This is a genomic window from Lysinibacillus mangiferihumi (genome assembly GCF_003049665.1).
Classification (GTDB): Bacteria; Bacillota; Bacilli; order Bacillales_A; family Planococcaceae; genus Lysinibacillus; species Lysinibacillus mangiferihumi.
Genome location: NZ_PYWM01000019.1, coordinates 75162 through 100616, shown reverse-complemented (window position 1 = coordinate 100616; position 25455 = coordinate 75162). Strand labels below are relative to the sequence as shown.

The following is a 25455-nucleotide window of genomic DNA, read 5'->3' as shown; positions in this document are numbered from 1 at the left end:
TTGAACTTTGGGATTATGTAAATTGGTTTAACAACATTCGAATTCATCAAACACTTGGATATCTGACGCCAGCGGAGTTTAAGCAACAGCCCTTATAAATTTTGTATGGTTTTGTGTTGACATTCCAATTACCCTTTAAGAAAGGAGAACATTTAGGTTTATTTGAAGGTTATCTTGGTCTGGCATATTTTGAGTTATTACTTTATAGCAGGAATAAAAATATAAAAAATTTAAATAAATGCTTGTCTATTATTAATAAAATAAAAGACTGTATTATTCAATTGGAAACCGATGAAACACTTTATTATCCAATTTCTATTGGAGGTAATACATCCTCACCTTATATAATGGACGGACTGTCAGGATTTCTTTATGTAGCATTAGAATTATATTTAATCGATGACATAGATAATAAATTAAAAATTGAACTAAAAGACAAATTTATTTTCCCTTGCGTTAAATCTTTAACAAAAGATAAGTGGGCTCAATACCCTGGTTTTTTAGATGGATTAACAGGAATTGCCTATACAATATACAAAGTAGGTAAAACTTTCTCCTTAAATTCATTGTTAGATGAGGCTATGTCTATTTTATTAAATGTTGAAACGTTTAATATCAATAATCACTTTTGCACTTATATCCCAGATAAAACCTATAATAAATTTACTTTCGACATTAAATCAGGTAATGCGGGGATTGCCTATGTTCAAAATAAGATTTTGACATTTTTTAAAAAGGATATAGAACAATGAATATATTCTTTGAAAACAGAAATTTCAGATATCTATTAACATCAAATATTTTAAGTGTAATTGGCATTACCCTATTTGATATTGTCTTTATCATATATGCAAAATCTTTTCCAAATCCAGAATTAGCAATCAGTGCTGTTACATTTATTTCCACTTTACCTTTTTTATCAGATTTTTTATTGGGATATGCTGCAGACAAAACTAAAGACCCAATCAAAATGATAATTAAAATAAGAGCTTTTCAAGCTTCACTTTATTTTATATTCGCTATAGTAGTAGATTTTTCTCAAGGTTGGATAGTTTTCGGGATTGTGCTATTAATTAATTTACTTAGTGATTTATCAGGTACTTATAGTACCTACCTAACCTTACCTATTACTAAAAATATAGTTGAGCAAAAAAATTTGACATCTGCTAGATCCTTTCAAACTGGTGTTATGAATATAATAGATTTGACTGGTAAATTATTTGGTGCAACTTTAATCGTTCTATTAAAGTATAACTATAGCTTATTTGGATTATTAAATGCGTTTTTCTTCACACTATCTGTTATTTTATTTTGGATAAATCGGAAAAATTTTTATGAGGTTGTTTCTTTTGCAAGAAACGAGAAATTTGTAAATAAAAGCCTTAAAAAAATAGTAAAACAGTTTTATATAGACTCCCTAAACAATTTGAGAATTTTGAACTCTATTCGACAAATATTTCATTTCACAATTATCTTTTCTATAATGAATCTAATTAGTTCAGCGCAGTTTTCTCTAATTCCTCTGTCATATAACAAATATGAACATCTACAATTTGGTTCATTTGGATTCACAATTGCCTTGTTCGGAACAATTGAAAGTTTTGGATTAATTCTAGGTGCTCTAGTGCCTTTAAGCTATTTTAAAAATAAATCTGTAGAGTTTAATCTAATAATGGAAATCTTATTAACCTGCGGGATAATTCTTAATATAATGTACATTCAAGATAAATATTCATTATTGTTACTTACCTTTTTATCTGGATACTTTTTAGGTTTGTCAAATCCTAGGATTGATTCTTTTATAATGATTATTACTCCTGAAAACTCTTTAAGTTCAGTAACTAGTATTTTTTATTCCATTATTCAGCTCACAGTACCCATAGGAAGCGCACTTTTTTTATTCATAGCAAATACTGTCTCTATTGAATTATCATGGTTTATTTTATTAATAATTTCTTTTATTTTATTATTTTTTTCTATAATACTAAGCAAAAAATACTCCACAATTCCTGAAACCCTGCCTGACTCCCCTATGAGTAACAGAAATTAAAAGAAGGAAGAATTAAAATTTTACAAAAAATGCATTTTTTAATTGGTTGTGCCTATGTTCTATTTTTTTAGTAGGATTTTTATATTTAAATGCATATACACACCAAATTATTGAATGTATACAACTTTAATAATCACATCATCTCCCTTGGAGGTCATCTAATTATGAAAATAGAAATTAAAAATCTGAATTTCAGCTTTGATACACTTGATCAACCAATCTTTCGTCATACCAATTTAAATATTGATACTACATGGCGTCTTGGATTAATCGGTAGAAATGGAAGGGGAAAAACAACGTTTTTAAACTTACTTATGCAAAAATATCCTTATGAAGGTGATATCATTTGTGATATAGATTTTGTATATTTCCCTCAAACTATTTTGAATAAAAAGAATTTAACATACTATGCAATTGAAGAAATTATGGATTTAGAATTATGGAAACTAGAACGGGAATGTCAATTATTGTCTTTAGATAAAGAGATTTTATGGCAACCATTTGAACAATTATCAGGCGGTGAGCAAACAAAAATTTTGTTAGCAGCAATTTTTTGTGAAGAGTCAAAATATCCCCTTTTGGATGAGCCTACCAATCATTTAGATATAAATTCCAGAAAAATAGTATCTGAATATTTGAAGAGAAAGAAAGGCTACATTGTAGTGAGCCACGATCGACATTTTATAGATGAAGTGGTTGATCATATTATAGTTATTGAAAAAAATCAATTAAATACTTTTAAAGGAAACTTTTCAACATATGAGAAGCAAAAACAATTGCAAGATCAATACGAAATTGAACAAAATAATCAAATAAAAGTAGAAATTGAGCGTTTGAAAAAAACTTCAAAGGAAAAGGCTAATTGGGCTCTAAAGAGAGAGAGAAATTCTGGAAATGATGCGTTTGAAAATGCAAGAGCAGCTCGTATGATGAAAAAATCGAAAGTAATCGAGAAGCGGATGCTATCAAAAATTGAAGAAAAAACAAAGCTTCTAAAAAATATCGAAAGTGTCGATTCTCTTACGATTAATTGTTTGTTCAATCATCGAGACCCCGTTCTTCGAGCTAAAAATTTTTCCTTAGCTTTTAATGATAGATTACTTTTCAAACCAATTACATGTGAAATTTACCAAGGTGAGCAAGTTGCATTAGTGGGACCAAATGGTAGTGGAAAAACGACACTATTAAATTATATAATTAACAGCAATTTTTATGGCACTATTAATGGTGAGCTTACAATTCCCCAAGGCATTACTAAAAGTATTATTCGCCAACATTACAATGACAATGAAGGTATATTAAAAGATTTTGCTACTGCACACCACCTTGACTACACACTTCTCTTACAAAACCTACGTATTTTAGGTGTTGAACGTGATGTATTTCGTATTCCGATTGAAAAAATGAGCTATGGTCAAATGAAAAAGGTAGAATTTTCTAAGTCATTAGGGACACCGGCGGAATTTTTCATTTGGGATGAGCCTCTAAATTATCTAGATATTTTCAATCAAAAACAAATCAAGTCCATGATAGAACAATTTAAACCTACCCTATTATTTGTCGAACATGATCAATCGTTTATCGCAAATATTGCATCAAAAATTATAGAGATAAATCCCTATTAATTTAGCTAATTTAAGAAAGAATTACATAGTAGTTATGGGCAAACTCTACTTTACTATTCTATTTATCTAATGATTAAGCTGAATCATTACACCATATACGAGGCTGAGTATGAAAAAATTGCGACATTCGTGAAATAAGTTTGTGTAATGCCACTAAACAATGCGATAATAGAGCAAAATGTTTTTTAAAGGATGACAACATGACACAAACTATTGCATTACAAATTAACAATCAATTTGCAGGACCATTAAAAAAGGGTTATCCGCTGATTTCAAAAGATGCCGTTGATACACGTAAACTACCTTCTGAAGAAGGTGCCTTACTTCGTCTATTAGATATTCATAACCGGTTTATTGGGACTGGCTATTATGGTATCCAAAATAAAGGCATTGGCTGGCTGTTAACAACCGATGCCGATGAAGAAATTGACAAGACCTTTTTTGCAAAAAAAATTAAAAAAGCCGTTCAAAATCGTGAATTATTCTTTAACAATCCTAATACGACTGCTTTTCGTGTCTTTAATGGCGAAGGTGATGGCATCGGTGGTATGACAATTGACTTCTTCGATGGCTATTATATGGTAAGTTGGTATAGTGCTGGCATTTATTCATTTAAAGTGGCTATTTATGAGGCACTTTCAGAAAGCGTAAACTTTAAAGCGATATATGAGAAAAAACGTTTTGATAGTAAAGGGCAATATATCGAACAAGACGATTTTGTAATGGGCACACCTGGTGAGTTTCCACTAATCGTTAAGGAAAATGGCATGAATTACGCTGTCCATTTAAATGATGGTGCTATGACAGGTATTTTCCTCGACCAGCGTGAAGTACGACTTGCTATTCGTGATCGCTATTCAAAAGCTAAAACTGTATTAAACACATTTTCGTATACAGGTGCGTTTTCTGTAGCAGCATCACTAGGTGGAGCTACGAAAACGACAAGTGTCGATGTAGCCAAACGCAGTTTAGCAAAAACAATTGAGCAATTTAGTGTCAATCATATTGACTATGAAGCACAAGATATTAAAGTAATGGATGTATTCCATTATTTCAAATATGCACAACGCCATCAGTTAAAATTTGACCTTGTTGTATTAGATCCTCCTAGCTTTGCACGAACAAAACAAATTACGTTTTCAACTGCCAAAGATTATCCTAAATTATTGAAGGATGCAATCGCGATTACTGAAAAGAATGGTATTATTGTTGCCTCTACAAACAATGCAAGCTTTGGTATGAAAAAGTTTAAAGGCTTTATCGATCAAGCGTTTAAAGAAACGAATATTCGTTATAAAATCGTTGAAGAATATGGTTTACCAAAGGATTTCCGTGTACCACGTGAGCATCCTGAATTCAACTACTTAAAAGTTGTTTTTATTCAAAAGCTAAACTAAAAAAGAGTGACTCTAGTAAAGTCACTCGCTGACAGTAGACAAAGCCAAGCCTTTCAACTTTGTCTACTATTTTTTTCTTGAATCAATCTTCCATTACTTTGTCAAGAAAACGAAAAGATAACCTAAAAACATTAGGATAAAAAAACTAAAGAATGTGAGGATATTCCCAATAATTAAAATTTTTGATTTAACATAAACAGATAAGGCAATACCTACTGCGGAGAAAACAAACGTGAAAATCCAGAAAAATGATGCTTTTTGAAACACTATATTAGGAACCCAAAGTAATAAAGAAATAATAATCATACAAGCAGCTAAAGCTTTCACCAATTTAACCATTCCCTATTTCAAAGGATTACATACGGTGTTACTAAAATATAGTTTTATTGCAGCTGCAGCTATTTTTTCTTTGAGTCCCATTCTATGAAAATTTCTATTTATATAAGCGACAAGCTCCCAATCACAAGAACAGCTAAAATAACCTTTATCTTCATAGCACTTATGATGTATTTGACAACCTCTATCTAATACATCTTGTGGCGTACCAGAACCATGTCCAGGACCACACCAATTTCCCCAAATAGGTATCCCTTTTTTAGCATTCATTGTAGTGTTTGCTTGATAGTTCGCGTAACTATTACTAATGTGATTCACCATCATACTAATTTCTATGTATTCTTCTGCTAAACCATCTGATTTTACTTTTTCAATATTAACAAATGGTTTTCTGTCTTGATAATAAATGTAAGCTCCTAACTGTTGTTCAGCATTTAAAAGTTCTTCATCTGACATTGCAAAAGCTTTTGTACCTCCCCCAAAAAAGAGTGAAGAAACTAAAACTGACAATGCTACAAAGAATGAAACAATTTTTTTCATCTAATCTTAGCTCCTTTCCATATTTTATTCGGCAAAAAAACTATAAGTTTTGACTCAACATCCAAAAGCAAGAGTGAAAGTATAAGTTTTATTTTTAATCAGAGTGGAATCCCAATGGCAGGAAAAAACAGCAGGAACAATATTTTAATATTATTAAGTTGATAGTAAACTCTTTATAATACTATTGAACAACAAATTATATGTATATTTTATTAAATAATATGAAAATTCTCAATACTAAAGGTGCACTTTTTATGACGCCCATTTCATTAAAATTAAAAGTGTTAAATCACCTTCCTTCAGTCAATCTAACTCTTTTTCGAGCATACAGACGCCATGTTTTGTAATAATTCCCAATGTTGTTATCAAAAATTATTACTCGAATGCGCTGAAAACATATTCGGTAACAGTAACAAAAGCATCCCCAACAATTAGTGTGCGATTTCCCTCTCTAAATAAAGATATGTCCTGGTGTGAATCCAACGAAAACCCGGCATTTAAGGAATGCTACCATCAGCAGGAATTTCTTTTATATTTCCCCCTAAATTAATCCCTTCATGTGGAAAAAAGGTGACATTTTCGCTATCCATCCATTGCTGACAGAAGAGTCTGGATATGGATAGTTTTGTTTCCCAGTTAAATATGGAAGTTCTAAACTATGTGCATAAACAGGCACATGCCAATGCTTTATTAGTTCGATAATACCACCAACATAATCAAAATATCCGTGTGTCAATATTATTGCTTTAGGTTGACAATCGTGACCAAAACACTCTTCAACTACTGAAATAATCTTCTCTGCACTTTTTGGCATGCCAGCATCAATCAATACAAATTCATTCTTTTGTGGATACCCGTAATTTTTTCTGTTCGTAACAGTTACTATCATTCAAAAATAGTTTGTCAAAATCTTTAATTATGTCTATGCATTATTTAAAGTATAGAATGACAATAAAAACACAAAATATAAGTTCGTAGTGTTTCACTACTTATAGGGCTGCTGAGAGAAATCAAAGCAGCTTTTTGTTATTTTTTCCTATATTTCAAGTCATCAATTTTTCCATAATAGCCCAAACTTTATTGTATGATGAATGGGGTTGCTTTTTCTCATTTTGAATTCCACGCCTTACTAAACGAAATCCTCTTGCTTCAAGATCTGCAATAGCAACATCTAACTCTTTATTATTTTTGCGCTGTATTGGCGGTAATCGAAACACACCATTTTGTGCTGATAAACGATTAAAGATTTCTACATCCCCTTAAAATGTAATCGACTTAGCGTGAGCACATGGCATATGATTTATTCAACTAAACTGCCGGTATATATGTCCAATTTAAGAAAAAGAAAAAGTGTTAAATTGACATTAGTCAATCTAACACTTGAGTACAAGTTGCTTCCCGTTCTTCGCTCCATAGAGTCTATCTATCATTTTGGATAACGATACTGTCATCGTACATAAACAACGAAAAGGATAACTTTACTTTATTTTACATTATGCATTATTTGCCAATATTCAGCAGTATTCGTTCTGCGATAAAATTTATAGAACGGCTCATTTGGCCGTGCATGTTGTTGATATACCCCAATTATACGCTGTAAAAAGCTGGCTATTTCTTGCACGGAAACGCCTTTAGCAAATAGTGTACCCGCCTGTGCTTTTGCCCCCATTGGAATAGCACCTAAATAAACATCGAAGCTATCTTTTTGATAGACAAGTCCAATATCATCATAGACAGCATTATAGCAAGCGGATGCACAGCCATTGACATTTAAACGCAGTCTTGAAGGCACCGTTTGTCCCTGCAACTCAATGTATAATTGTTCTGTTATCTCCGCCGCTTCCATCCTCTCTCCATCACAAAAATCACAAGCCTTGAACGCAACGATGGAGCCTGATGGTGTCATATATAAGCCCCCTTCTTGCAGTTCACTTATAACGTCTTGAACTGTTTGCGTAGGGATAGACAACATTATATTATAGGATGCTGAATATTTAATGGCCCCACTGTCCCCTACGACTTCTGCAATTTTTTGAAATTGCGCGGGTGTAAAATGTTTATTGATAATACCTGGACTTACTGCTAGACGAGTAAATTGACCATCTATATTTAATTTTTCAAATGTACGTTCTGGTATATTTGAACGAAATGCATTCATTTTTTATTCTCCTTAAAAAAGCTAGCATCTAGCTAGCTCTCTGAAGTTATTAAAAATTTTCTGGATAGAATCCTTTAGCCAAAATTTTGATAGCCTCTGCCGCACGAACCCCTTCTGAAGCAGCTGAAAGTGGTAAAATGACAAAACGCTCATTACGCACAGCATCTGTTTCCTTTAATGCAGGATCATTTTTCAGGAAATGTATTTTGTCTTCAGCACTTTGAGAACCATAATCAATCACGACAATTACTTCCGGGTTGCGTTCTACTGTTTCCTCTTTTGAGACAGTTGTCCATCCAGATTCAACTTCACCAAAAATGTTTTTACCACCAGCGACAGTGACAAGCTCATTCATAAAATTTTGAGCAGCAGTAAAGACTTCCTTATCTCCACTATCATAGACAAGCACACGTAGCTCCTTTTCTCCTTGCGGTAACTTTGCACGCACTGCATCAACTTCTTTTGTCATTTGATCGACTAATGCTTCTCCTCGATCTTCAACACGGAAAATTTTTGCGATATTGCGAATATCCATAAAAATATCATCTAACGTTGGTTTCGTTATACTTGAAGATTGATGTAAATATGTGTGGATACCAAGTGTCTCTAATTCTTCTGGTGTACCAACACCCTTTTCACTAAAGCCACTTTTCCATCCAGCGTATAAAAAATCGGCTTCACTATCTATCACTTGTTCTTTTGTTGGATACTGCTCTGCTATTACTGGTATTTTTTCGTAGGCAGCTTGTAAAGGTTCATAAATTTTATCATCCAAATAGGCTGTACCAACCATTGAATCTTCTAAGCCTAAAGCTAACATAATTTCCGTTACATGCTGATTTAAACTAATCGCCTTTTTAGGTGCTTCTGTATAAACTTGTGTAGTACCATTATTGTCAATGGTTACTTCTGTCGTCTCGCTTTGTGCAGGTTCGATATACTCACTTTGTGCGGCACTTTGCGAATTGTCTTTCGCACTACAAGCGCCTAAAATGCTTATAATCGCAATGGCAACAACTAGCCACATGGCTTTCCATTTGTTCATGGTCTCATTTCTCCTTTGATTATGTAATTTGTCATTTGTTATAGTAAGAAATCAATGATTTCCTTGCTACTAGCACATAAAAAAACCCTCTTGTTTCCAAGAGGGTGTCATAGTGATAAATACATTGGGTATTTAAACAATCACTATCACCATCCTCGTGGTGTTAAGTAAAAAATACATATTGGCAGGTATCCTGGCTTAGGTTCATCGCTTATACGTCTTCCCATAGTTCAACTACAGTGACTATTGTATAAACTCCCCATTTACAGTTGCGGGACAGCATCGGAATTTCACCGATTTCCCTTTTAAGCAAATGACTAAAGCCATTTGCACCAATATATAGCAGTTTTTAGTTATAAAAATAGACTAGCAGAAGGTATTTTTGATTTCAATCACACAAAAAAATCCATAAATGATACTTGTTAATAAACTACCACTATTTAAACATGAATGCGAACTATTTGTCACGAAATGTTTGAGCGATCATTCTGGTACAATGAGAAGAGACTACATTAGAAATGAGGATTTTTTATGTATAAAACGATTGGTGTGCTCGCACATGTCGATGCAGGAAAAACAACTTTTTGTGAGCAATTATTATTTCACACAAATAGTATCCAATCTCGTGGAAGAGTCGATCATCAAGATACATTTTTAGATAATCATGCAATTGAACAAGCCCGAGGAATTACCATTTTTGCGGAACAAGGACGGATGCAAATAGAAAATGATACATATACACTGATTGACACACCTGGGCATGTAGACTTTTCACCTGAGATGGAACGTGCCATACGTGTAATGGATTATGCCATCATTATTGTCAGTGCAGTAGAGGGTGTACAAGGTCATACAGAAACGGTTTGGCAGTTGCTCCGTCAATACCATATACCAACCTTTTTCTTTATTAATAAAATCGACCGTGAAGGGGCGGATATCAATGCGGTTATGAACCAACTACAAAAGGACTTTTCCGACAACATCCTGTTAATCGATGCCCCATTACGCAATGATTTTGTACAAAGCAATATTGCAGAGTGGTTAGCCGAGCGCGATGAACAACTTCTCGAGGCCTTTTTAACAGATACACTCGATGCCTCAACGTGCCTGTCACAGTTACAAAAGATGATTAAAGAAGAGCGAGCATTTCCCTGCTTTGTTGGTGCTGCTTTAAAAGATATCGGGATCAAGGAATTTGTATCACAGCTTCCCCTCCTAACAGAGACACACTTCGACCATCAAGCACCCTTTCAAGGGGAAGTATTTAAAATTCGCCATGATGGCACACAACGCTTAACTTTTATAAAAGCTTTACAAGGAACATTACATACTCGCGATGACTTTACATTTGGCGATGTTACCGAAAAAATAACTGAAATTAGGCTGTATAATGGGCGCCGTTTTCAGACAACCCAAGCCGTACAAGCAGGAGACATTTTTGCAGTGAAAGGGCTTAGCCTGGCGAAGACAGGAGACATTTTAGGAAGTACAGTAATGCCTAAACCTTATGAACTTGTGCCTACATTACAAGCAAAAGTACTGTATGAAGGGCAACAGCATATAAAGGAAATTTTACAGATTTTTCGTTTACTGGAAGCCGAGGAGCCATCGTTACGCGTCGTTTGGCAAGAAAAATTCCAAGAAATTCATGTACATATTATGGGTGTCATACAACTTGAAGTACTTGCTGAAGTATTAAAAAATCGCTTTTCACTTGTTATTAACTTTGATAAACCTCAAATTTTGTATATGGAAACTATTGCAACGACTGTAACAGGCTACGGACACTTCGAACCGCTCAAGCATTATGCCGAGGTACACTTATTCATGGAGCCGAACATCCGCGGAACTGGGAATACGTTTGTTAATGCCTGTCATGCTGATGATTTATCAGTAGGTCACCAACGCCTTATCGAAAAACATTTATTTGAACGCGAGCATCACGGTCTATTAACTGGTTCTCCTGTTACTGATATTCGCTTTACACTGTTGACAGGACGAGCTCATATTAAGCATACCGAAGGAGGAGATTTTCGGGAAGCTACTTTCCGTGCATTAAGACAAGGGCTAGAACAAGCCAAAAATATCTTACTTGAGCCCTATTACCGCTTCAAAATGAAAGCATCCAATGATTTTATCGGTCGAATGATGAACGATATCCAACAAGCAGACGGTACTTTCGACTCGCCGATCTTGTCAGAGGAGCAAGTCATTTTAACAGGACGTGTACCGGTTGCAACATTTATGCACTATAGTACTACTTTTGCTACTTACACAAACGGCAAAGGCTCTTTATCTTTACAATTCGATGGCTATGATATATGTCATAATAGCGAGGCAATAATTGCACAAATCAATTATAATAAACAGGCTGATCCTGACTATACGTCGTCGAGTATTTTTTGTGCGAAAGGAAAAGGCTATTCAGTTCCATGGTATGAGGCAAAAGCAGCCATGCATTGTCTATAAAATAAAAAGGCATCGAATTTTCTCGATGCCTTTCAGAAAAAATCGAATATTGCATAGTATGCATATCGATACAGATATAAAAATTTACAACGCTTTTTTCGTTTTCCTATTCAAAGAATTCGCTGACTCCACAATCACATACCCATGATGATTTGAGAAATCCACAAGAACCGACCCAGGTTTACTTTTTAAAATCTGTAATTGCTCAATGCGTTGCAGCAACAATTGATGACCATTGCCACGCGGATGCCAATTTAAATGATAATCATTTAATTCTTTTACACTTTGTAAAAACTGAGCATATTCACGCTCTACATAGTCTATTAAATGTTGTATTTTACTATAATCTTGATTTTCCTGAATTAATAACGATAAATCTTGCAAATACGTTTGATAAAAACGCATTACCATCGAACATAGTAAATCATTGACTCTTGCCGCACTTAAAATAGGTTTTGGCTCTGCATTAAGGCGATCCAAATTGGGTTTAGCTCGAATTGAATCGATGCGTGTAATTAAATGATAGGCTTCCTCATTTACTTCGTAAACAATCGGATTGGTCGGCATATACATCATAAAACCATTCTTTTTTGTTTTCAATTCATCCGCCACACTTGCTTTTGCAAATAGGTATCCTTCATAGACATCATTTTGAATCCAAATAATGTCTTTATTATAAAAAATGCAGTCAAACAATCGATCGTGCGGAATAAGCCCTGTGGCTAAAAACTGATCAACTAGCGCCTCAATGACCATTCTCGTTTTTCGTTGCTTGGCAACTTCCATGCGCGGTTGCTTACAAATCTTCATATCAACATTTTTCTTTTCTCGTGTTGAACATACCTGAATTTTTGTCATACTTGCACCTCTTCTCGTACATATTTTCAAAACAAAGGTATCGATTACATAAAAAATACGGATTTCCTAAAAATGTAGAGGAAATCCGTGATTATGGCTATCGTACTTAAAAATATCATTCATCCGATAACATCAAACAGTGCACCAATGGAAGCGATCTGGCTAGATGCCGTATCCCTTTACATCCTTTGGTGTTGGTCGTTTGACGTACTGTGACGAACAGATTATTCTGTTTTGTCAACATGCCACCTCCTATTCCTCGTAGGTTTATGGTGTGTACTCGTAACAGGCAGGTCTCCTGACTTATGGTCATCGCTTCTTTTCACCTTCCCGTCGTTTGACAGTGGTCATAATTTGAAAAGACGCTCACATTCACAGTTGCGGGACAGCGTCGGATTTACACCGACTTCCCTTTTAAGTAAATTGCATGCAATTTACACCTCTTACTACACGCTATTCAGTTGTTAAGGAATTTATTGGTAAATCCCTACTAAACTATTACATTATATTGTAAAGTAGTGGTATTTTAAAGTCAAACAGCAGCCTAAATGTATGTTCGCTTGCTAAAATGACTGTCTATCACCTAAATAACTATCCGTTGTTAATTTATACATGAAATTGATTTGTAATCTTTTGTAAATCATCAGCCTGTATCGTTAATTCCTGCGAAACTTGATTGACTGCTTGCATGGAAGCCGTTTGTTCATCCATTGATTGTAGCACAACTTCTGTATAGCTGGACAATTGATCCATACCCCCTGCAATTGTTGACACGAGATTAGCTACCTCATTTGCACGATTTGACAAGTAATTTACAGTTGACGAAATGCCTTCGAGTTGGTCGGTCATTTGGCTAACGTGCTGCGAAATATTGCCAAAAGATTTTGTTGCTTCATCAATGACATAGACCCCCTGTTGAACATTTTTTAAGTCTTCTTCCACAGCCACAGCAACTTGTTTCGTATCATTTTCAATACCTACTACAAGATCCACAATTTGAATGGCAGAGTGCTTGGATTGCTCTGCTAAATGACGAACTTCTTCCGCAACAACCGCAAAACCTTTCCCATGTTCTCCAGCCCGTGCCGCTTCAATCGCAGCATTTAGAGCAAGTAAATTCGTTTGATCTGTAATCGTTGTAATCATTTCTGTCATTTTTTTAATATCTGTCATTTTATTTGATAAGTGTTTTATTAAGGTACTCGTTTTATCTGTTGACGATGAAATAAACTCCATCTGATTTTTCGCAACATGCAAAATTTCTACACCATTTCCTGCGATATCATTCGCTTCTTTCGCGTGGTTGAAAACATCCTGTGTGGCAATCGAAATACGCTCAATGCCATCTACTGTTTCCTGCATTGCAACAGCACTATTGTTTGCCGATTGTGCGGCTTGTTTAAGGCCATTTGACGTTTTTTCCATTTGATGGTCAACTTCTTCCACAGCCATTGTAATTTCATTTGTACTTGCAGACAACTCTTCGATACTGGCAGATAAATCTGTCGAACTGTTGGCAATTGTTAGTGTCATCGTACGCAATTGCTCTTTCATTTCTATAAAAGCTTTAGCTAATTCCGAAATCTCACTATTGTCTTGTGCTGTAATAACAACAGCGTCAAAGTTACCTACTGAAATTGCTTTCGCAGCATTAGATAATTGGTTAATAGGTTGAATCACTTTATATTTAACATAGAAGATATAGGATAAAGTAATGGAGATACCAATGATCGTTAATATTGTAGATAGCCATGCTAATGCTGTTAAATTAGCAAGATCTATAATTAATACTACAATCATTATTAAATTTAATAATGAAAACCCAAAAATACTTTTTTTTCGTAAAGTCATACCAAAATCCCCTAACTATAATATTACTATAATACCATTATTATAGTTTATTTATCCTAAGATTGATAGAAATACGCCCATCTTTTATATGTATATTGGTATACTAAAAAAGACAAAGGGCATAACGATGCCCTTTGTCTACAGAAAAAGCACTTTGCATAAAACAAAGTGCTTCTTAAAAATTATTTTAATTTCATCATACTAGAACCAGCAATACCTGGATGTGTCATTTCATATGGATCTAAAATTAAATCCAATTGCTCTTTCGTTAAGACACCTGCTTCAATACAAAGTTCACGAATTGAACGACCTGTAAGAATGGCTTCACGTGCAAGACGAGCAGCTACTTCATAACCGATATGTGGATTGACTGCTGTTAAGACACCCACACTTTTCTCTACATATTCCTTCATACGTTCTTCATTTGCTTCGATATCTTTTAAACAGTTTTCTGTAAATGCACGGAAAACGTTATTCATTATGCTAATTGATTGAATTAAGTTGAATACAAGCACTGGTTCCATTACGTTTAATTCTAATTGACCCGCTTCAGATGCTAAAGAAATTGTATGGTCATTCCCAATTACTTGGAATGCAACTTGGTTTAGCACTTCTGGCATTACAGGATTTACTTTACCAGGCATAATAGATGAACCAGGTTGACGTGCTGGTAAAATAATTTCTCCTAAACCTGCACGAGGACCAGATGCCATTAAACGAAGGTCATTCGCAATTTTAGACATATTGATCATACAAATTTTTAGTGCCCCTGACACTTCCGTATAAGCGTCCGTATTTTGCGTAGCGTCTACTAAATGTGTAGCACCTTTTAATGGTAAGCCAGAAATTTCAGCTAGATGTTGGTCTACAGATTTAATATAGTCTGGGAAAGCGTTTAGCCCAGTACCGACAGCTGTTGCCCCCATATTGACATCATATAAGTTTGGACGTGTTTGACGGATACGAACAATATCACGGTTAATTACACGACAATAAGCTTCAAACTCTTGTCCTAAGCGAATTGGTACAGCATCTTGTAAGTGCGTACGTCCCATTTTAATAACATGTGCAAATTGCTCTGCTTTTTGATGGAATACGGCTTGCATATTCTCCATCGTCACCAGAAGCTCATCGATTAAATTTAATACAGCAATATGAATCGCTGTAGGGAAGGCATCGTTTGTTGATTGTGACATATTAACATGACTGTTCGGGCTAATCGTTTGATAGTCCCCTTTTGCTTTACCCAAAATTTCAAGAGCACGGTTCGCAATAACTTCATTCGCATTCATATTAATAGAAGTGCCTGCACCACCTTGGATTGGGTCTACTAGAAATTCAGCATCCCATTTACCATCGATGACTTCTTGTGCAGCCTCGACAATAGCCTCTCCAATTTCTTTTGATAATAGGTGTACTTCCATATTACCTAATGCTGCTGCTTTTTTTACAATACCCATTGCTTTAATTAGGGCTGGGTGAATTTTATAGCCTGTAATTGGGAAGTTTTCTGTTGCACGAAGCGTTTGAATCCCGTAATAAGCATCTGCTGGTAATACTCTTTCACCTAAAAAATCTTTTTCTATACGTTGTGTGGACATTATTGTCGTCTCCTTTGAACTAATACTCACACTGATAGTAGCTAATAAATGCCGTCTTGTAAACAGTCATTTCTCAAGAAAACAAAAATCCCTTCAATTTTAACAATATATTTTATCTGTAAATGGCGATTAGCTGTGAAAAACGGCGCTCCTTAACATTTATCAACTTAAAATTATTTATAATATCACGAAATTACCACAATTGACTGAGCCTTGAAATACACTCTTAATGGATGTTGTGCAATTGTAATAAAAAATAAATACTCTAATTTGAATTTTAGAATTGCTGTTTGCATATAGATTAGAACTTGACAATGAATACACGAAATTATCATTGGTAAATAAACCGTTGTTTTAAGGAGAATCTAAAGAAGTACGCAGAGTTGCTGAGGAGTTGTTGGAAAAGTAGCTGTACAGTTAGTCGCTTCAATCATAAAGTCGTTCATCGCATCATGCAAAAGTATGGTTGGCAAAGTCGCATGAAAGTGAAATAACGGAAACAAACAGGACAACTTCACACAAGCACAGCGTATTTATTAAATCCTGATTTGAAGCAAGCGCGCCTTTCCAGAGGCTCGAAACCAATATTACTTACGATACTCATTTTGAGCTGCATACGGTAGCCCAACTTACTTATTTACTCAAAGGGATTACGCTGAACAGTGACCAACGCGGTGTATATATATTATCACTATCATAAAAGGAAAAGATGCCCGCTAAGTGTTAAAGTCTAGAACATTCTACTTAGATAATTGACAAAATACTACGACAGCCACCGTAGAACAGACTGTCAAATACTATAAAGACCATATAAATTAAACTTACTGCCATATCTCAATTAAACTTCATTCGTACATAACGTAATATAAAAATTACCACTTAATGCAAATACTTTATTTATGTAATAAATCATCAACCCGAATATGATGCTCTAAAAATTTAATTAAGCTAAAATTAATCACACATAAACCAACATTTATGATTAGCACAAATAAAGCATCCAAATTATAAGCATTTGCCACTAGATTACCAATCAAAACAATCAAAATTATAGATGTAATTAAGCATATATTAGTAGATTGATAATAGATTCCACATATACCAGATATTAAGATTATAGCAATACTTACAAACACCGAAAGTAAAACTATATTAGGTAAAAAAACATAAACTGGTGTTGTGAAATTAATAAAAGATGTTATAATACAAAATAGGTAAAACGCTGTATTAATAAGCAAGGTAGATATAACAAACACAATCATATATTTATAAATAAAAGCATATATCTTAGCTCTGAACATTTGATCTCTTCCTGTTGGATAGGCATAGGTTCTTTCCCTAAAATTACCTATATACCTTATAATTAATACTCTGTTAATAAGCATTACTGCATATATTGTAACTACTGTCAAAGTTACCGTTATCGACAAGGTAATAATACCTTTTCCATTTTGCAATATGTCATCCGAGTCATTAACTTCAAATTTACCTACTATTGTAAAAAAGATTAGGGAAAAGATTTGTACGATTAGTATCCATAAAAATAATTTATTGAAGACTTTTTTCATTTTCCTAACTTCATATTTAAAACTACTTTGCATTTCTATCTCCTTTCCATAACAGCGAATAATAATCTTCTAAACTATTTATAGCTTTTTGTCTTAATACTTGAATGCTATCTGTGGCTAATACTTCTCCATTATCTAAAACGATTACTTCATCAATAATATCATCGAGTTCACCAAAAGAATGGCTAGATATCAAAACCACTTTATCTTGTTTTTTGAACGCAATAATTATACTTTTAAGCATTGTAATTCCTTTTCTATCAAGTCCGTTGAATGGCTCATCGAGTACCAATAGATCCGGATTATGCGACAAAGCTAAAGCTATATTTAATTTTTGTTTCATTCCAAGTGATAATTCTTCTATTTTTGTTTCCACCGATGTTTTTAAACCAACATCATTAAGTATTGTATCTATATCTTTATCTAATTTACAATTCATATAAAATAAATGTTCTTCAAATACCTCACGAATGGAAAGTTTATCATAATAATCTGGAAACGGCATAACTAAGCCCGTTGTTTTTAAATATTCTCTTGAATTATTACATTTTAATACACAATCATCTATAGTTATTAAACCGCTATACTTAATTAGTCCTAACAATGCCTTGAATAGCGTGGTTTTCCCTGCTCCATTATTCCCAATAATCCCATATATTTTATTTGCCTCTATAGATAAATTTATATCTTTTAATATTGATTTAGCACCTTTATTTTTACTTAAATTTTCTATTAACAGAGTTTTCATGCACCTATTTCCTCCTTGCAATTATAAACATAGCACCTACAAAAGATATTATTCCCCACACCATGACAACTAGATAATGTGTCATATTATAGTCATTTAAATGAAATAAACTTGCTCTTATAATATTGCTGACTGGAACAAAGGGTAAAACATTATATACATAAGATAGCCATATTGGTAGTCTGTCTTCCGAATAAATAATTGGTGAAAATAATAGTCCTACTATCATAATAACTTGTGTGATTAAAGTCATTACATTCGGAGGAAGTAAATATGCGATTGCAAAACCTAGAAGTAACAATGACAAAATAACAAATAATAAGCTAAACACACCTATAAAATCTAAGTATATTTTCATATCGAAATTAATTGCGCCAATAAACATACACAAAAGAATACCTGGTAGTGGAATTAACCCCCATATCAAAAGATCTGATAGCAATATACCAACGCGTGATATTGGCAAAGTTTTCTGATAATTAAAAACACCATTTTGTTTGGCTTCACTAACAATCTGTGGTGCTAAAACACAAGTTACCGCTAATATATTTATCGTTATCGCACCAGTGCAAAGAAAAGACCTTGAAATATAATCTTTAGCATTTGTTATAAAAGAAAAACCGTATATTACAGCTAATGATAATACAACTTGCACAATTACAAATACTGGTATATAAAATTTGTGTCTGATTAAGCTCCATTTCAATAATCCTATAGAACTATTGTATCTACTCATTTATCATATCCTCGTAATTATCATATAAATTTTCTATTTTCAAATCATAACTTGTTGCTTTTCCATTTTTTAATACTTCCAGCACTATAGTAATAGCTCTATAAATATTTTCCTCCTTCAGTGATACGGTTAATTTTTTTTGCTCTATATCGTATTTCGTCACAAAATCACTAGAAAACATAGATATATCAATATTGTCTATATCATAAACACATAGCATATGTTTTATATTTTGTGAGTATCTATTCGAAATATTAATATCTTTTTTTACACAACCTTTATCTAATAATATGTACCTATCAGCGTATTTTTCTACTTCAAAAAGATTATGTGTAACGATAATGATAATAGAACCTTTATCAGCAAGCTTCCTTAAATATTTCCACATAAGAATCCGTCTAATTGGATCAACATCATTTGTAGGTTCATCTAAAATAATGACTGGTGCTTCATCAATAACAGTCATAGCAAATGATGTAAGCCTCTGTAATCCACCCGATAACTTTTCACCTTCGATATTTTTCCAATTATCAAGTTGCAAACTAGAAATTATTTCTTCCGCTTTCTTTTTGGATACTTTACTCGAAAATCCTTTTATCATAGCTATACTTTCTATCGCTTGCAACATAGAAACTCCTTTAAGTGGCACTTGGAACTGCGGCATAGTAGATACTAACTTTCTTACTTTTGAATGTTCTTTAATTACATCAATATTGTTAATATGAATTTGCCCTTCTGACGGAATAATTAATCCACCTATTTGATTGAGTAAAGTAGTTTTACCTGCTCCATTATGTCCTATTAATGCTGTTATCTCGTGAGTTTGAAATTCTATCGAGATATTGTTATTTGCTTTTATATTATTTTTAAAGTACTTACTTACATTTTTTACACTTAAATTTGTATCCAGCATAATAAATCCCCTATCAATAAACATAATTGATATATAAAAGGTAATAACCAAAATATTAATAAATATAAATCTACTAATACGCCTATTATTAAACATGTTTTCCACAAGAATTTTTCATACTTATCTAATAAGTATCTATTATTTCTATAATCTATATCGATAAGCGGATTGTCTATTAACATCATGATAAAATATTTTCCATCTGACTTTTTATGAAATCGGAATTGCCAAATTATTCTTAAAAACATTATAATCGAAAATAGTTCTAAAATTTCACTGTCAAAAATGGTTCTTAAAGCAACTAACCAAGCTAATATAATAGTATCAAGTATTACGCCGGCAGATATTGCAATGATTCTAGATGGTAGAGTCCAAGTCCATATATGAGTAAGCGAGACATATGCTGTTGATTTTTTTATTGATAAATTTAATGCGCCTTTGATGTTACTAATATTATTGGCAAATATCATATGCATACATTCGTGTAATATAGTAGTAATAAAAGAAAATAATAAACCAATAGAATATAAAGAAAATAAATTAGTATTAAAGCTTAATATATTCAAGCTACTCCACGCAAAGTCATTTTTTAAATTAACCACAATTGTTATTATTGCACCTATAAACATTGCTACTAACAACACTCTTATAAAATTCCATACACATACCAAGAGTATGTTTTAGGTAGAATAACATACTCTTGGTATGCGCGTCAATAATCCTAACAATTTTTTAGGTAATATTTACAGTTATTATAGCGATAAAAAACGCATAAAATTAGCATTAAATAACTAATTTTATGCGTTTCTATATTTAAATTTTTTTATTTTCTACTTTTTTTATTTTTTCAATTAATGAGCTGTCAAATAGTTGTATATTAAATTTATCTAATGCTGCATTCATAATTTCAATCTTATTAAATATACTTGAAGTCTCATTTTTGAAAATAAGTGGATTTAACCATATATTTAACAATACAGCTATCATTTCTGCTAATTCAGCAGAATGTTTTGTATGAATACTCCCATCTTCAACGCCTTCATTAACAATCGGATAAATATATTTGGGTATTGTTACATCATTTATTTCATTAATAAATGATGATAGTAATTTAGGACTATCTAATAAATTTGGTGATATGCCTATTATCATATCAATATTCTTATTACTAAAACTCGTATGCACAATCTTTGATAATTTTTCTACTCCGTTTAAGCTTGAATCATTTTTTATTTCATCAAATAACTGTATATTTTTATTTCCTATTTCTTCAACAACCGCATTAAATATATCTTCTTTTGATTTAAAATGATGATAAATAGCACCTTTTGTAAGACCTAAGCCTTCTATAATATCTGATATTCTTGTATCTTCATAACCTTTCGTTAAAAATAAATTAGTTGCTACTGCTATAATTTTTTTTTTCGTATTATCTTGCATTTGCTTGTTCAAAGTCCTTTCCATTTCACAAATTATTTACAAAGTAGTTACCTTCTAATAAATGACTGCTTTTTCCACCTATATAAATCAGAATGACTATTCAATCCCTTTGATATCTTCAAAGGCTTTGACAGTTGAGACAAATTCCTCCTGTACTCATCAGTATTTAAGATGTTCATAACTTTACAATAAAGTACATAGGAGCTGCTCATATTACGATGACCTTTAATTGTTTCTCCAAACATATCCAGAATGGTGTAAGTAACATATCGCATCATAATCTTCACGAATTTAACTTTTCGAAGCAACCAAAATGTCTATTCTTGGAAGCTCATTCCAATTGACAGTGTACCAAAAGATAAATGTCATTGTCTAGTGAAGAAAGGAAGGTATAAAATTATATATTAACAAAAGTAAATATTTGATGGAACAGAAAAAGGATTTATTAATTTAACCAAACTTTATATTAGTTATCTGATAAAACATAAAAACCGAGCGCAATTCGCACGCTCGGTACCATGATTATTTCATTGAAGAAACAGTAAAACGTTTATTACTATGTTGCGGATTTTCTATTTCATCTAACACAGCAATCGCATAATCACTATAGCTGACATAACTTTCACCTGAAGCATTCACTAACAAATGATCTATTCCTGTTGTATAGCTACCTGAACGTGGCCCCTCTGGATCAAATAGAGCAGAAGGACTTAAAAATGTCCACGAAATATTAGATGCTTGTAAGTCTTGCAAGTTTTCACCTTGATTTTTTGCAGTTGCCAAAAACATTTCCGGAAAATCAGGCGTCTCCATAACACGAATCGTTTTTTCTGGGTCTACAAATAGGCTGCCTGCTCCCCCCACTACGAATAGTTTTGTGGCAATGCCGTTAAAGGTAGCGATTAAATGACGACCTACAGCAACATGTAATGTTTCTTGTCCAAGTGGTGCACCAAACGCATTCACAACAACATCAAAACCCTTTACATCTTCTTGTGTTAAATCCAATACATCCTTCTCCATCACTTGAATATCCTCTTTTACTTTAGAAGCTGAACGAACAATGGCTGTAACGTTATGACCACGTTGTAATGCTTCCTCCACTATTTTTTGCCCTGCTTTTCCTGTTGCTCCAATAACGCCTATTTTCATTATAAATTCCTCCTACAATTAGTTGTAACTGTTTTAGTTACAGGTTGAATACAGTAAGACCGACCTCGTTACGTTTAACGAAGTTGATCTAGCACATCTTGTAACGTTTGTGCTTGTAACTGTTTTTCCATTGCATGCCAAACATCTAGATAAACCGTTTCCAACGTATGCTGTATTTGTCGGCCGACAGCACATGCAGGATTCGGTTCATCATGTATTGCAAATAGTTGCTCTGGACCGTCAATCGCTCGGTAAATGCTTAACAATGACAAATCCTTTGGTTCAATAACAAGGCCATAACCAGCGATACCCGACTGAGATGTTAACAAGCCTGCTTTTTTCAATTTCCCAATCATTCGTCGTACGACTACGGGATTCGTATTGACACTACCTGCAATATAATCAGATGTAAGCTGACTTTTATCAGATGTTGTAGCAATGAGCGAAAGTATATGGATAGCGACTGAAAATCGACTATTGACCATACGAATCACCACCTGTTGTAACTATTATAGTTACAGGTTAAGATAATCACAAGTCATTTGCTCATATCTTAACCTGTTCATTATTCACAAAAATACACCCGCTATCGAATTTAAATTTTTGTCATATAAATAACGAGCTCTTGTTGGATTTGACCATTTTCTTCATAGAAATCTAGATTGTGAAATTCATATTTATAATGACCAACGGGGAACGTTACACTTTCTCCTTGAGCTGCAGCTAGTATGCCAGCCACATCATGTGATACCATCTGTAAAAGCTCTGTCCCTGTCATTGTTTCTATAAAAATTACGTTCATCTAAAAACACCTCCTTCGCTATTATAGCTTAGAAGGTGCTTGGATTTATAGTGATGATTTCTTACTACACAAGTTAGAAATCATCATCAAAATATAATCGATAGACGAGTAAAAGTAAAAATCGATATAATTGAATAAAGATTAAATGTGAAAACTTTTATTGACAGGAGGATTTTTTGCATGAAAATCAAATTAATATTAATTGTAATATGCTCATTTTCACCATTACTATTATTAGGACTTTTCATTTACGGAAATTCTTATTATAACGACTATCATCTAAAATCATCCGAAACAACAGTGAAAGAATTTTTAGAAGAATTTATCGACAGTAGCATACAAATCATGCATTTTGAACGAATAGAAGAAACAAATATGTGGTTAGTCCAGTTGAAAATAAACGATAGTCAGTATGGTCATGCACGCTTTAATAAAGGGTGGAATGGCAAACTTAAATTTATTTATTTAGCAACAGCTCCCTCAGTAACCTATCGACAATATAAAACCAATAAAGGCAACTATGGCACACTATATGTACACGAATTAGACAGCAATGTTGCCAAAATCAAATTGACAACAAACTGGATGAATTTTGAAAAAGAAGTCGAAGTTGATACTTCTGCACCATTTATGAAAACATTTAAACTACCTCCTAATGCAGAAAATACGTTTCCTGCATTGTTTACTTTTTATGATAAAACCGGACAAGAGTTAAGGTAATTAGCGTTGTCTTCATTTATCGAAGGCGCTTACATTTTTATTTAGTACCATTCACACGGATTTCCTCAATAATTTGCATCATTTTTACTAATTGTTCTTGTGTTAATGTAGTGGTAATAGCTGGACTATCCTGTTGAGGCTGCTGATCTTTTGGGGACGAGGACTCCCCTTGTATATTTTCACGTAATCGAAGAAACTTTGCTTTTGTTGTCGTTTGTAGCACTATTCTTTCTCTCAACCCAGCCACCCCTAAAGCTTTTATTAGAAAATATACCTTATAATACCATAAATACTATAATAGAAGGCACCTATCGAAACATCCACCAACTTGCCTATTTATCAAAATAGATTATTTGGACCTAATCCATGTCAACAAAAAAAGCAGCAACCAAAATGGCTGCTGCTTACATTTGACTAAACGGCAATCGGTGCTTTAATTGCTGGATGTGGGTTATAGCCCTCGATGGATAGATCCTCAAGTTCTATGTCAAAAATCGACGTTTTATTTGGATTTATTTTCAAGGTTGGTAGTTCCCGCGGCTCACGAGAAAGCTGTTCTTTCACCTGCTCCACATGATTTGCATATATATGTGCATCGCCAATACTATGAATAAATTCGCCGACTTCAAGCCCACATTCATGGGCAATTAAATGTGTTAATAATGCATAAGAGGCAATATTGAATGGACAGCCAAGCAATGTATCTAGACTACGTTGCATTAATTGGCAGCTTAATTTGCCCTCTGCCACATAAAATTGAAACATGACATGGCAAGGCGGTAAAGCCGCTTTACTCCCTTTAGCACCTGCATTAATAACATCTTCAGGGTTCCATGCATTGACAATAATACGGCGCGAATCTGGATTATGCTTAATTTGATGAATAACATCTTGTAATTGATCAAGACTTTCCCCGTTTGACGTTGTCCAATTGCGCCATTGCTTGCCATAGACATTCCCAAGATCGCCGTACTTTTTTGCAAAATCATCATCCGTTAAAATACGGTCGCAAAATGATGCGAGCTCAGCTTGGTAAACAATATTAAACGCTTCGTCCGTTAAGCATCGACGACCGAAATCCGTCATATCAGGTCCATTATATTCATCGGATTCAATCCATTTTTTAAAAGCCCACTCATCCCATATATGGTTATTATGTTTTAGTAAGTAGCGAATATTTGTATCTCCTTTAATAAACCAAAGAAGCTCGCTAGCCACAAGTTTGAATGGTACGCGTTTAGTCGTTAAAAGCGGAAAGCCTTGACTTAAGTCAAAACGCATTTGATGGCCAAAGATGCTATACGTACCTGTCCCCGTACGGTCCTCTTTTTTAATCCCATTTTCTAAAATATGTTGCAGTAAATTTAAATACGCAGTCTCTGGATGCGTCAATTTGTCACCAGCTCCTTCAAATATGCTGTTGACCATTATACCATCTAATATTGA

24 protein-coding genes, 1 pseudogene and 2 riboswitches are annotated in these 25455 nt (G+C 33.6%); of the genes and pseudogenes, 7 read left to right on the top strand and 18 right to left on the bottom strand.

Features of this window, described 5'->3' with window-relative positions:
- The 5 genes from C9J37_RS17365 to C9J37_RS17345 form a co-directional block, all read left to right on the top strand.
- The coding region (locus tag C9J37_RS17365) for an IS3 family transposase (protein WP_153063501.1) at positions 1-98 on the top strand (98 nt) is incomplete at its 5' end.
- 18 nt (positions 99-116) lie between these two features.
- The gene (locus tag C9J37_RS17360) at positions 117-752 is read left to right on the top strand and encodes a lanthionine synthetase LanC family protein (protein WP_153063500.1); all 636 of its coding nucleotides are present in this window, start codon (positions 117-119) and stop codon (positions 750-752) included.
- Positions 749-2050 carry an MFS transporter gene (locus tag C9J37_RS17355; protein WP_107896350.1) on the top strand — a complete coding sequence of 434 codons (1302 nt, stop codon included), beginning with the start codon at positions 749-751 and terminating at the stop codon, positions 2048-2050. The genes C9J37_RS17360 and C9J37_RS17355 overlap by 4 nt, the downstream gene beginning before the upstream one ends.
- Before the next feature lie 161 nt (positions 2051-2211).
- Positions 2212-3675 carry a ribosomal protection-like ABC-F family protein gene (gene abc-f, locus C9J37_RS17350; protein ID WP_167397348.1) on the top strand — a complete coding sequence of 488 codons (1464 nt, stop codon included), beginning with the start codon at positions 2212-2214 and terminating at the stop codon, positions 3673-3675.
- Positions 3676-3875: 200 nt separating this feature from the next.
- Positions 3876-5072, top strand: coding sequence for a class I SAM-dependent rRNA methyltransferase (locus C9J37_RS17345; RefSeq protein ID WP_107896348.1), 1197 nt, complete (start codon positions 3876-3878; stop codon positions 5070-5072).
- 342 nt (positions 5073-5414) lie between these two features.
- Here C9J37_RS17345 and C9J37_RS29045 read toward each other — a convergent pair whose 3' ends face one another.
- The 4 genes and pseudogenes from C9J37_RS29045 to C9J37_RS17320 all read right to left on the bottom strand — a co-directional run bounded on the left by C9J37_RS29045 (position 5415) and on the right by C9J37_RS17320 (position 9151).
- Entirely contained in the window at positions 5415-5948 is a 534-nt protein-coding gene (locus tag C9J37_RS29045) for a phospholipase A2 family protein (RefSeq protein ID WP_235617157.1), read from the bottom strand.
- Positions 5949-6338: 390 nt separating this feature from the next.
- A pseudogene (locus tag C9J37_RS17330) lies at positions 6339-6798 on the bottom strand (MBL fold metallo-hydrolase); the annotation flags it as partial.
- 633 nt (positions 6799-7431) lie between these two features.
- Positions 7432-8106 carry a precorrin-3B methylase gene (locus tag C9J37_RS17325; protein WP_107896346.1) on the bottom strand — a complete coding sequence of 225 codons (675 nt, stop codon included), beginning with the start codon at positions 8104-8106 and terminating at the stop codon, positions 7432-7434.
- 49 nt (positions 8107-8155) lie between these two features.
- On the bottom strand, positions 8156-9151 hold the full coding sequence (locus tag C9J37_RS17320; protein WP_107896345.1) for an ABC transporter substrate-binding protein: 996 nt from the start codon (positions 9149-9151) through the stop codon (positions 8156-8158).
- A gap of 166 nt (positions 9152-9317) precedes the next feature.
- Positions 9318-9503: riboswitch (cobalamin riboswitch) on the bottom strand.
- Between the two features lie 179 nt (positions 9504-9682).
- On the opposite strand from C9J37_RS17320, the gene C9J37_RS17315 reads away from it, so the two are divergent.
- On the top strand, positions 9683-11620 hold the full coding sequence (locus C9J37_RS17315) for an elongation factor G (RefSeq protein ID WP_107896344.1): 1938 nt from the start codon (positions 9683-9685) through the stop codon (positions 11618-11620).
- 84 nt (positions 11621-11704) lie between these two features.
- Here the strand turns inward: C9J37_RS17315 and C9J37_RS17310 are convergent, their stop codons facing one another.
- The 12 genes from C9J37_RS17310 to C9J37_RS17260 form a co-directional block, all read right to left on the bottom strand.
- Positions 11705-12478 carry a hypothetical protein gene (locus C9J37_RS17310; RefSeq protein ID WP_107896343.1) on the bottom strand — a complete coding sequence of 258 codons (774 nt, stop codon included), beginning with the start codon at positions 12476-12478 and terminating at the stop codon, positions 11705-11707.
- Between the two features lie 271 nt (positions 12479-12749).
- Positions 12750-12937: riboswitch (cobalamin riboswitch) on the bottom strand.
- Between the two features lie 147 nt (positions 12938-13084).
- On the bottom strand, positions 13085-14329 hold the full coding sequence (locus tag C9J37_RS17305; RefSeq protein WP_107896342.1) for a methyl-accepting chemotaxis protein: 1245 nt from the start codon (positions 14327-14329) through the stop codon (positions 13085-13087).
- A gap of 182 nt (positions 14330-14511) precedes the next feature.
- Positions 14512-15930 (bottom strand): aspartate ammonia-lyase, encoded by a 1419-nt coding sequence (gene aspA, locus C9J37_RS17300; protein WP_024364103.1) that lies wholly within the window; start codon positions 15928-15930, stop codon positions 14512-14514.
- A gap of 893 nt (positions 15931-16823) precedes the next feature.
- Entirely contained in the window at positions 16824-17531 is a 708-nt protein-coding gene (locus C9J37_RS17295) for a hypothetical protein (protein WP_107896341.1), read from the bottom strand.
- Positions 17521-18246 carry an ABC transporter ATP-binding protein gene (locus C9J37_RS17290; RefSeq protein ID WP_107896340.1) on the bottom strand — a complete coding sequence of 242 codons (726 nt, stop codon included), beginning with the start codon at positions 18244-18246 and terminating at the stop codon, positions 17521-17523. The genes C9J37_RS17295 and C9J37_RS17290 overlap by 11 nt, the downstream gene beginning before the upstream one ends.
- Before the next feature lie 4 nt (positions 18247-18250).
- A complete protein-coding gene (locus C9J37_RS17285; RefSeq protein WP_107896339.1) occupies positions 18251-18982 on the bottom strand; it encodes an ABC transporter permease in 732 nt (243 codons plus the stop codon).
- Positions 18975-19895, bottom strand: a complete 921-nt coding sequence (locus C9J37_RS17280) for an ABC transporter ATP-binding protein (protein WP_167397344.1) — start codon at positions 19893-19895, stop codon at positions 18975-18977. The genes C9J37_RS17285 and C9J37_RS17280 overlap by 8 nt, the downstream gene beginning before the upstream one ends.
- Positions 19877-20536, bottom strand: coding sequence for a hypothetical protein (locus tag C9J37_RS28035; protein WP_167397343.1), 660 nt, complete (start codon positions 20534-20536; stop codon positions 19877-19879). Before C9J37_RS28035 ends, C9J37_RS17280 begins: the two co-directional genes overlap by 19 nt.
- A 172-nt stretch (positions 20537-20708) precedes the next feature.
- Complete coding sequence (locus tag C9J37_RS17275) at positions 20709-21347, bottom strand: TetR/AcrR family transcriptional regulator (protein ID WP_201262185.1); 639 nt, start codon at positions 21345-21347, stop codon at positions 20709-20711.
- A gap of 510 nt (positions 21348-21857) precedes the next feature.
- Entirely contained in the window at positions 21858-22487 is a 630-nt protein-coding gene (locus tag C9J37_RS17270) for an NAD(P)-dependent oxidoreductase (RefSeq protein WP_107896337.1), read from the bottom strand.
- A gap of 74 nt (positions 22488-22561) precedes the next feature.
- Entirely contained in the window at positions 22562-22972 is a 411-nt protein-coding gene (locus C9J37_RS17265) for an Rrf2 family transcriptional regulator (RefSeq protein ID WP_024364101.1), read from the bottom strand.
- Positions 22973-23082: 110 nt separating this feature from the next.
- Entirely contained in the window at positions 23083-23289 is a 207-nt protein-coding gene (locus tag C9J37_RS17260) for a hypothetical protein (RefSeq protein ID WP_025219612.1), read from the bottom strand.
- A gap of 180 nt (positions 23290-23469) precedes the next feature.
- Between C9J37_RS17260 and C9J37_RS17255 the strand changes: the two genes are divergently transcribed.
- The gene (locus C9J37_RS17255; protein ID WP_107896336.1) at positions 23470-24009 is read left to right on the top strand and encodes a hypothetical protein; all 540 of its coding nucleotides are present in this window, start codon (positions 23470-23472) and stop codon (positions 24007-24009) included.
- 37 nt (positions 24010-24046) lie between these two features.
- On the opposite strand, the gene C9J37_RS17250 is transcribed toward C9J37_RS17255, so the two are convergent.
- Both C9J37_RS17250 and C9J37_RS17245 read right to left on the bottom strand, forming a co-directional pair.
- Positions 24047-24247 (bottom strand): hypothetical protein, encoded by a 201-nt coding sequence (locus C9J37_RS17250; protein ID WP_107896335.1) that lies wholly within the window; start codon positions 24245-24247, stop codon positions 24047-24049.
- Between the two features lie 176 nt (positions 24248-24423).
- On the bottom strand, positions 24424-25437 hold the full coding sequence (locus C9J37_RS17245; protein ID WP_201262184.1) for a thymidylate synthase: 1014 nt from the start codon (positions 25435-25437) through the stop codon (positions 24424-24426).
- Positions 25438-25455: the final 18 nt, after the last annotated feature.

Bases quoted from the DNA above. Each gene is read 5' to 3' on its own strand.
- C9J37_RS17355 (WP_107896350.1), top strand. From the start codon at position 749: ATGAATATATTCTTTGAAAACAGAAATTTCAGATATCTATTAACATCA.
- C9J37_RS17345 (WP_107896348.1), top strand. From the start codon at position 3,876: ATGACACAAACTATTGCATTACAAATTAACAATCAATTTGCAGGACCA.
- C9J37_RS29045 (WP_235617157.1), bottom strand. From the start codon at position 5,948: ATGAAAAAAATTGTTTCATTCTTTGTAGCATTGTCAGTTTTAGTTTCT.
- C9J37_RS17325 (WP_107896346.1), bottom strand. From the start codon at position 8,106: ATGAATGCATTTCGTTCAAATATACCAGAACGTACATTTGAAAAATTA.
- C9J37_RS17320 (WP_107896345.1), bottom strand. From the start codon at position 9,151: ATGAACAAATGGAAAGCCATGTGGCTAGTTGTTGCCATTGCGATTATA.
- C9J37_RS17315 (WP_107896344.1), top strand. From the start codon at position 9,683: ATGTATAAAACGATTGGTGTGCTCGCACATGTCGATGCAGGAAAAACA.
- C9J37_RS17310 (WP_107896343.1), bottom strand. From the start codon at position 12,478: ATGACAAAAATTCAGGTATGTTCAACACGAGAAAAGAAAAATGTTGAT.
- C9J37_RS17305 (WP_107896342.1), bottom strand. From the start codon at position 14,329: ATGACTTTACGAAAAAAAAGTATTTTTGGGTTTTCATTATTAAATTTA.
- aspA (WP_024364103.1), bottom strand. From the start codon at position 15,930: ATGTCCACACAACGTATAGAAAAAGATTTTTTAGGTGAAAGAGTATTA.
- C9J37_RS17295 (WP_107896341.1), bottom strand. From the start codon at position 17,531: ATGCAAAGTAGTTTTAAATATGAAGTTAGGAAAATGAAAAAAGTCTTC.
- C9J37_RS17290 (WP_107896340.1), bottom strand. From the start codon at position 18,246: ATGAAAACTCTGTTAATAGAAAATTTAAGTAAAAATAAAGGTGCTAAA.
- C9J37_RS17285 (WP_107896339.1), bottom strand. From the start codon at position 18,982: ATGAGTAGATACAATAGTTCTATAGGATTATTGAAATGGAGCTTAATC.
- C9J37_RS17280 (WP_167397344.1), bottom strand. From the start codon at position 19,895: ATGCTGGATACAAATTTAAGTGTAAAAAATGTAAGTAAGTACTTTAAA.
- C9J37_RS17270 (WP_107896337.1), bottom strand. From the start codon at position 22,487: ATGAAAATAGGCGTTATTGGAGCAACAGGAAAAGCAGGGCAAAAAATA.
- C9J37_RS17265 (WP_024364101.1), bottom strand. From the start codon at position 22,972: ATGGTCAATAGTCGATTTTCAGTCGCTATCCATATACTTTCGCTCATT.
- C9J37_RS17260 (WP_025219612.1), bottom strand. From the start codon at position 23,289: ATGAACGTAATTTTTATAGAAACAATGACAGGGACAGAGCTTTTACAG.
- C9J37_RS17255 (WP_107896336.1), top strand. From the start codon at position 23,470: ATGAAAATCAAATTAATATTAATTGTAATATGCTCATTTTCACCATTA.
- C9J37_RS17245 (WP_201262184.1), bottom strand. From the start codon at position 25,437: ATGGTCAACAGCATATTTGAAGGAGCTGGTGACAAATTGACGCATCCA.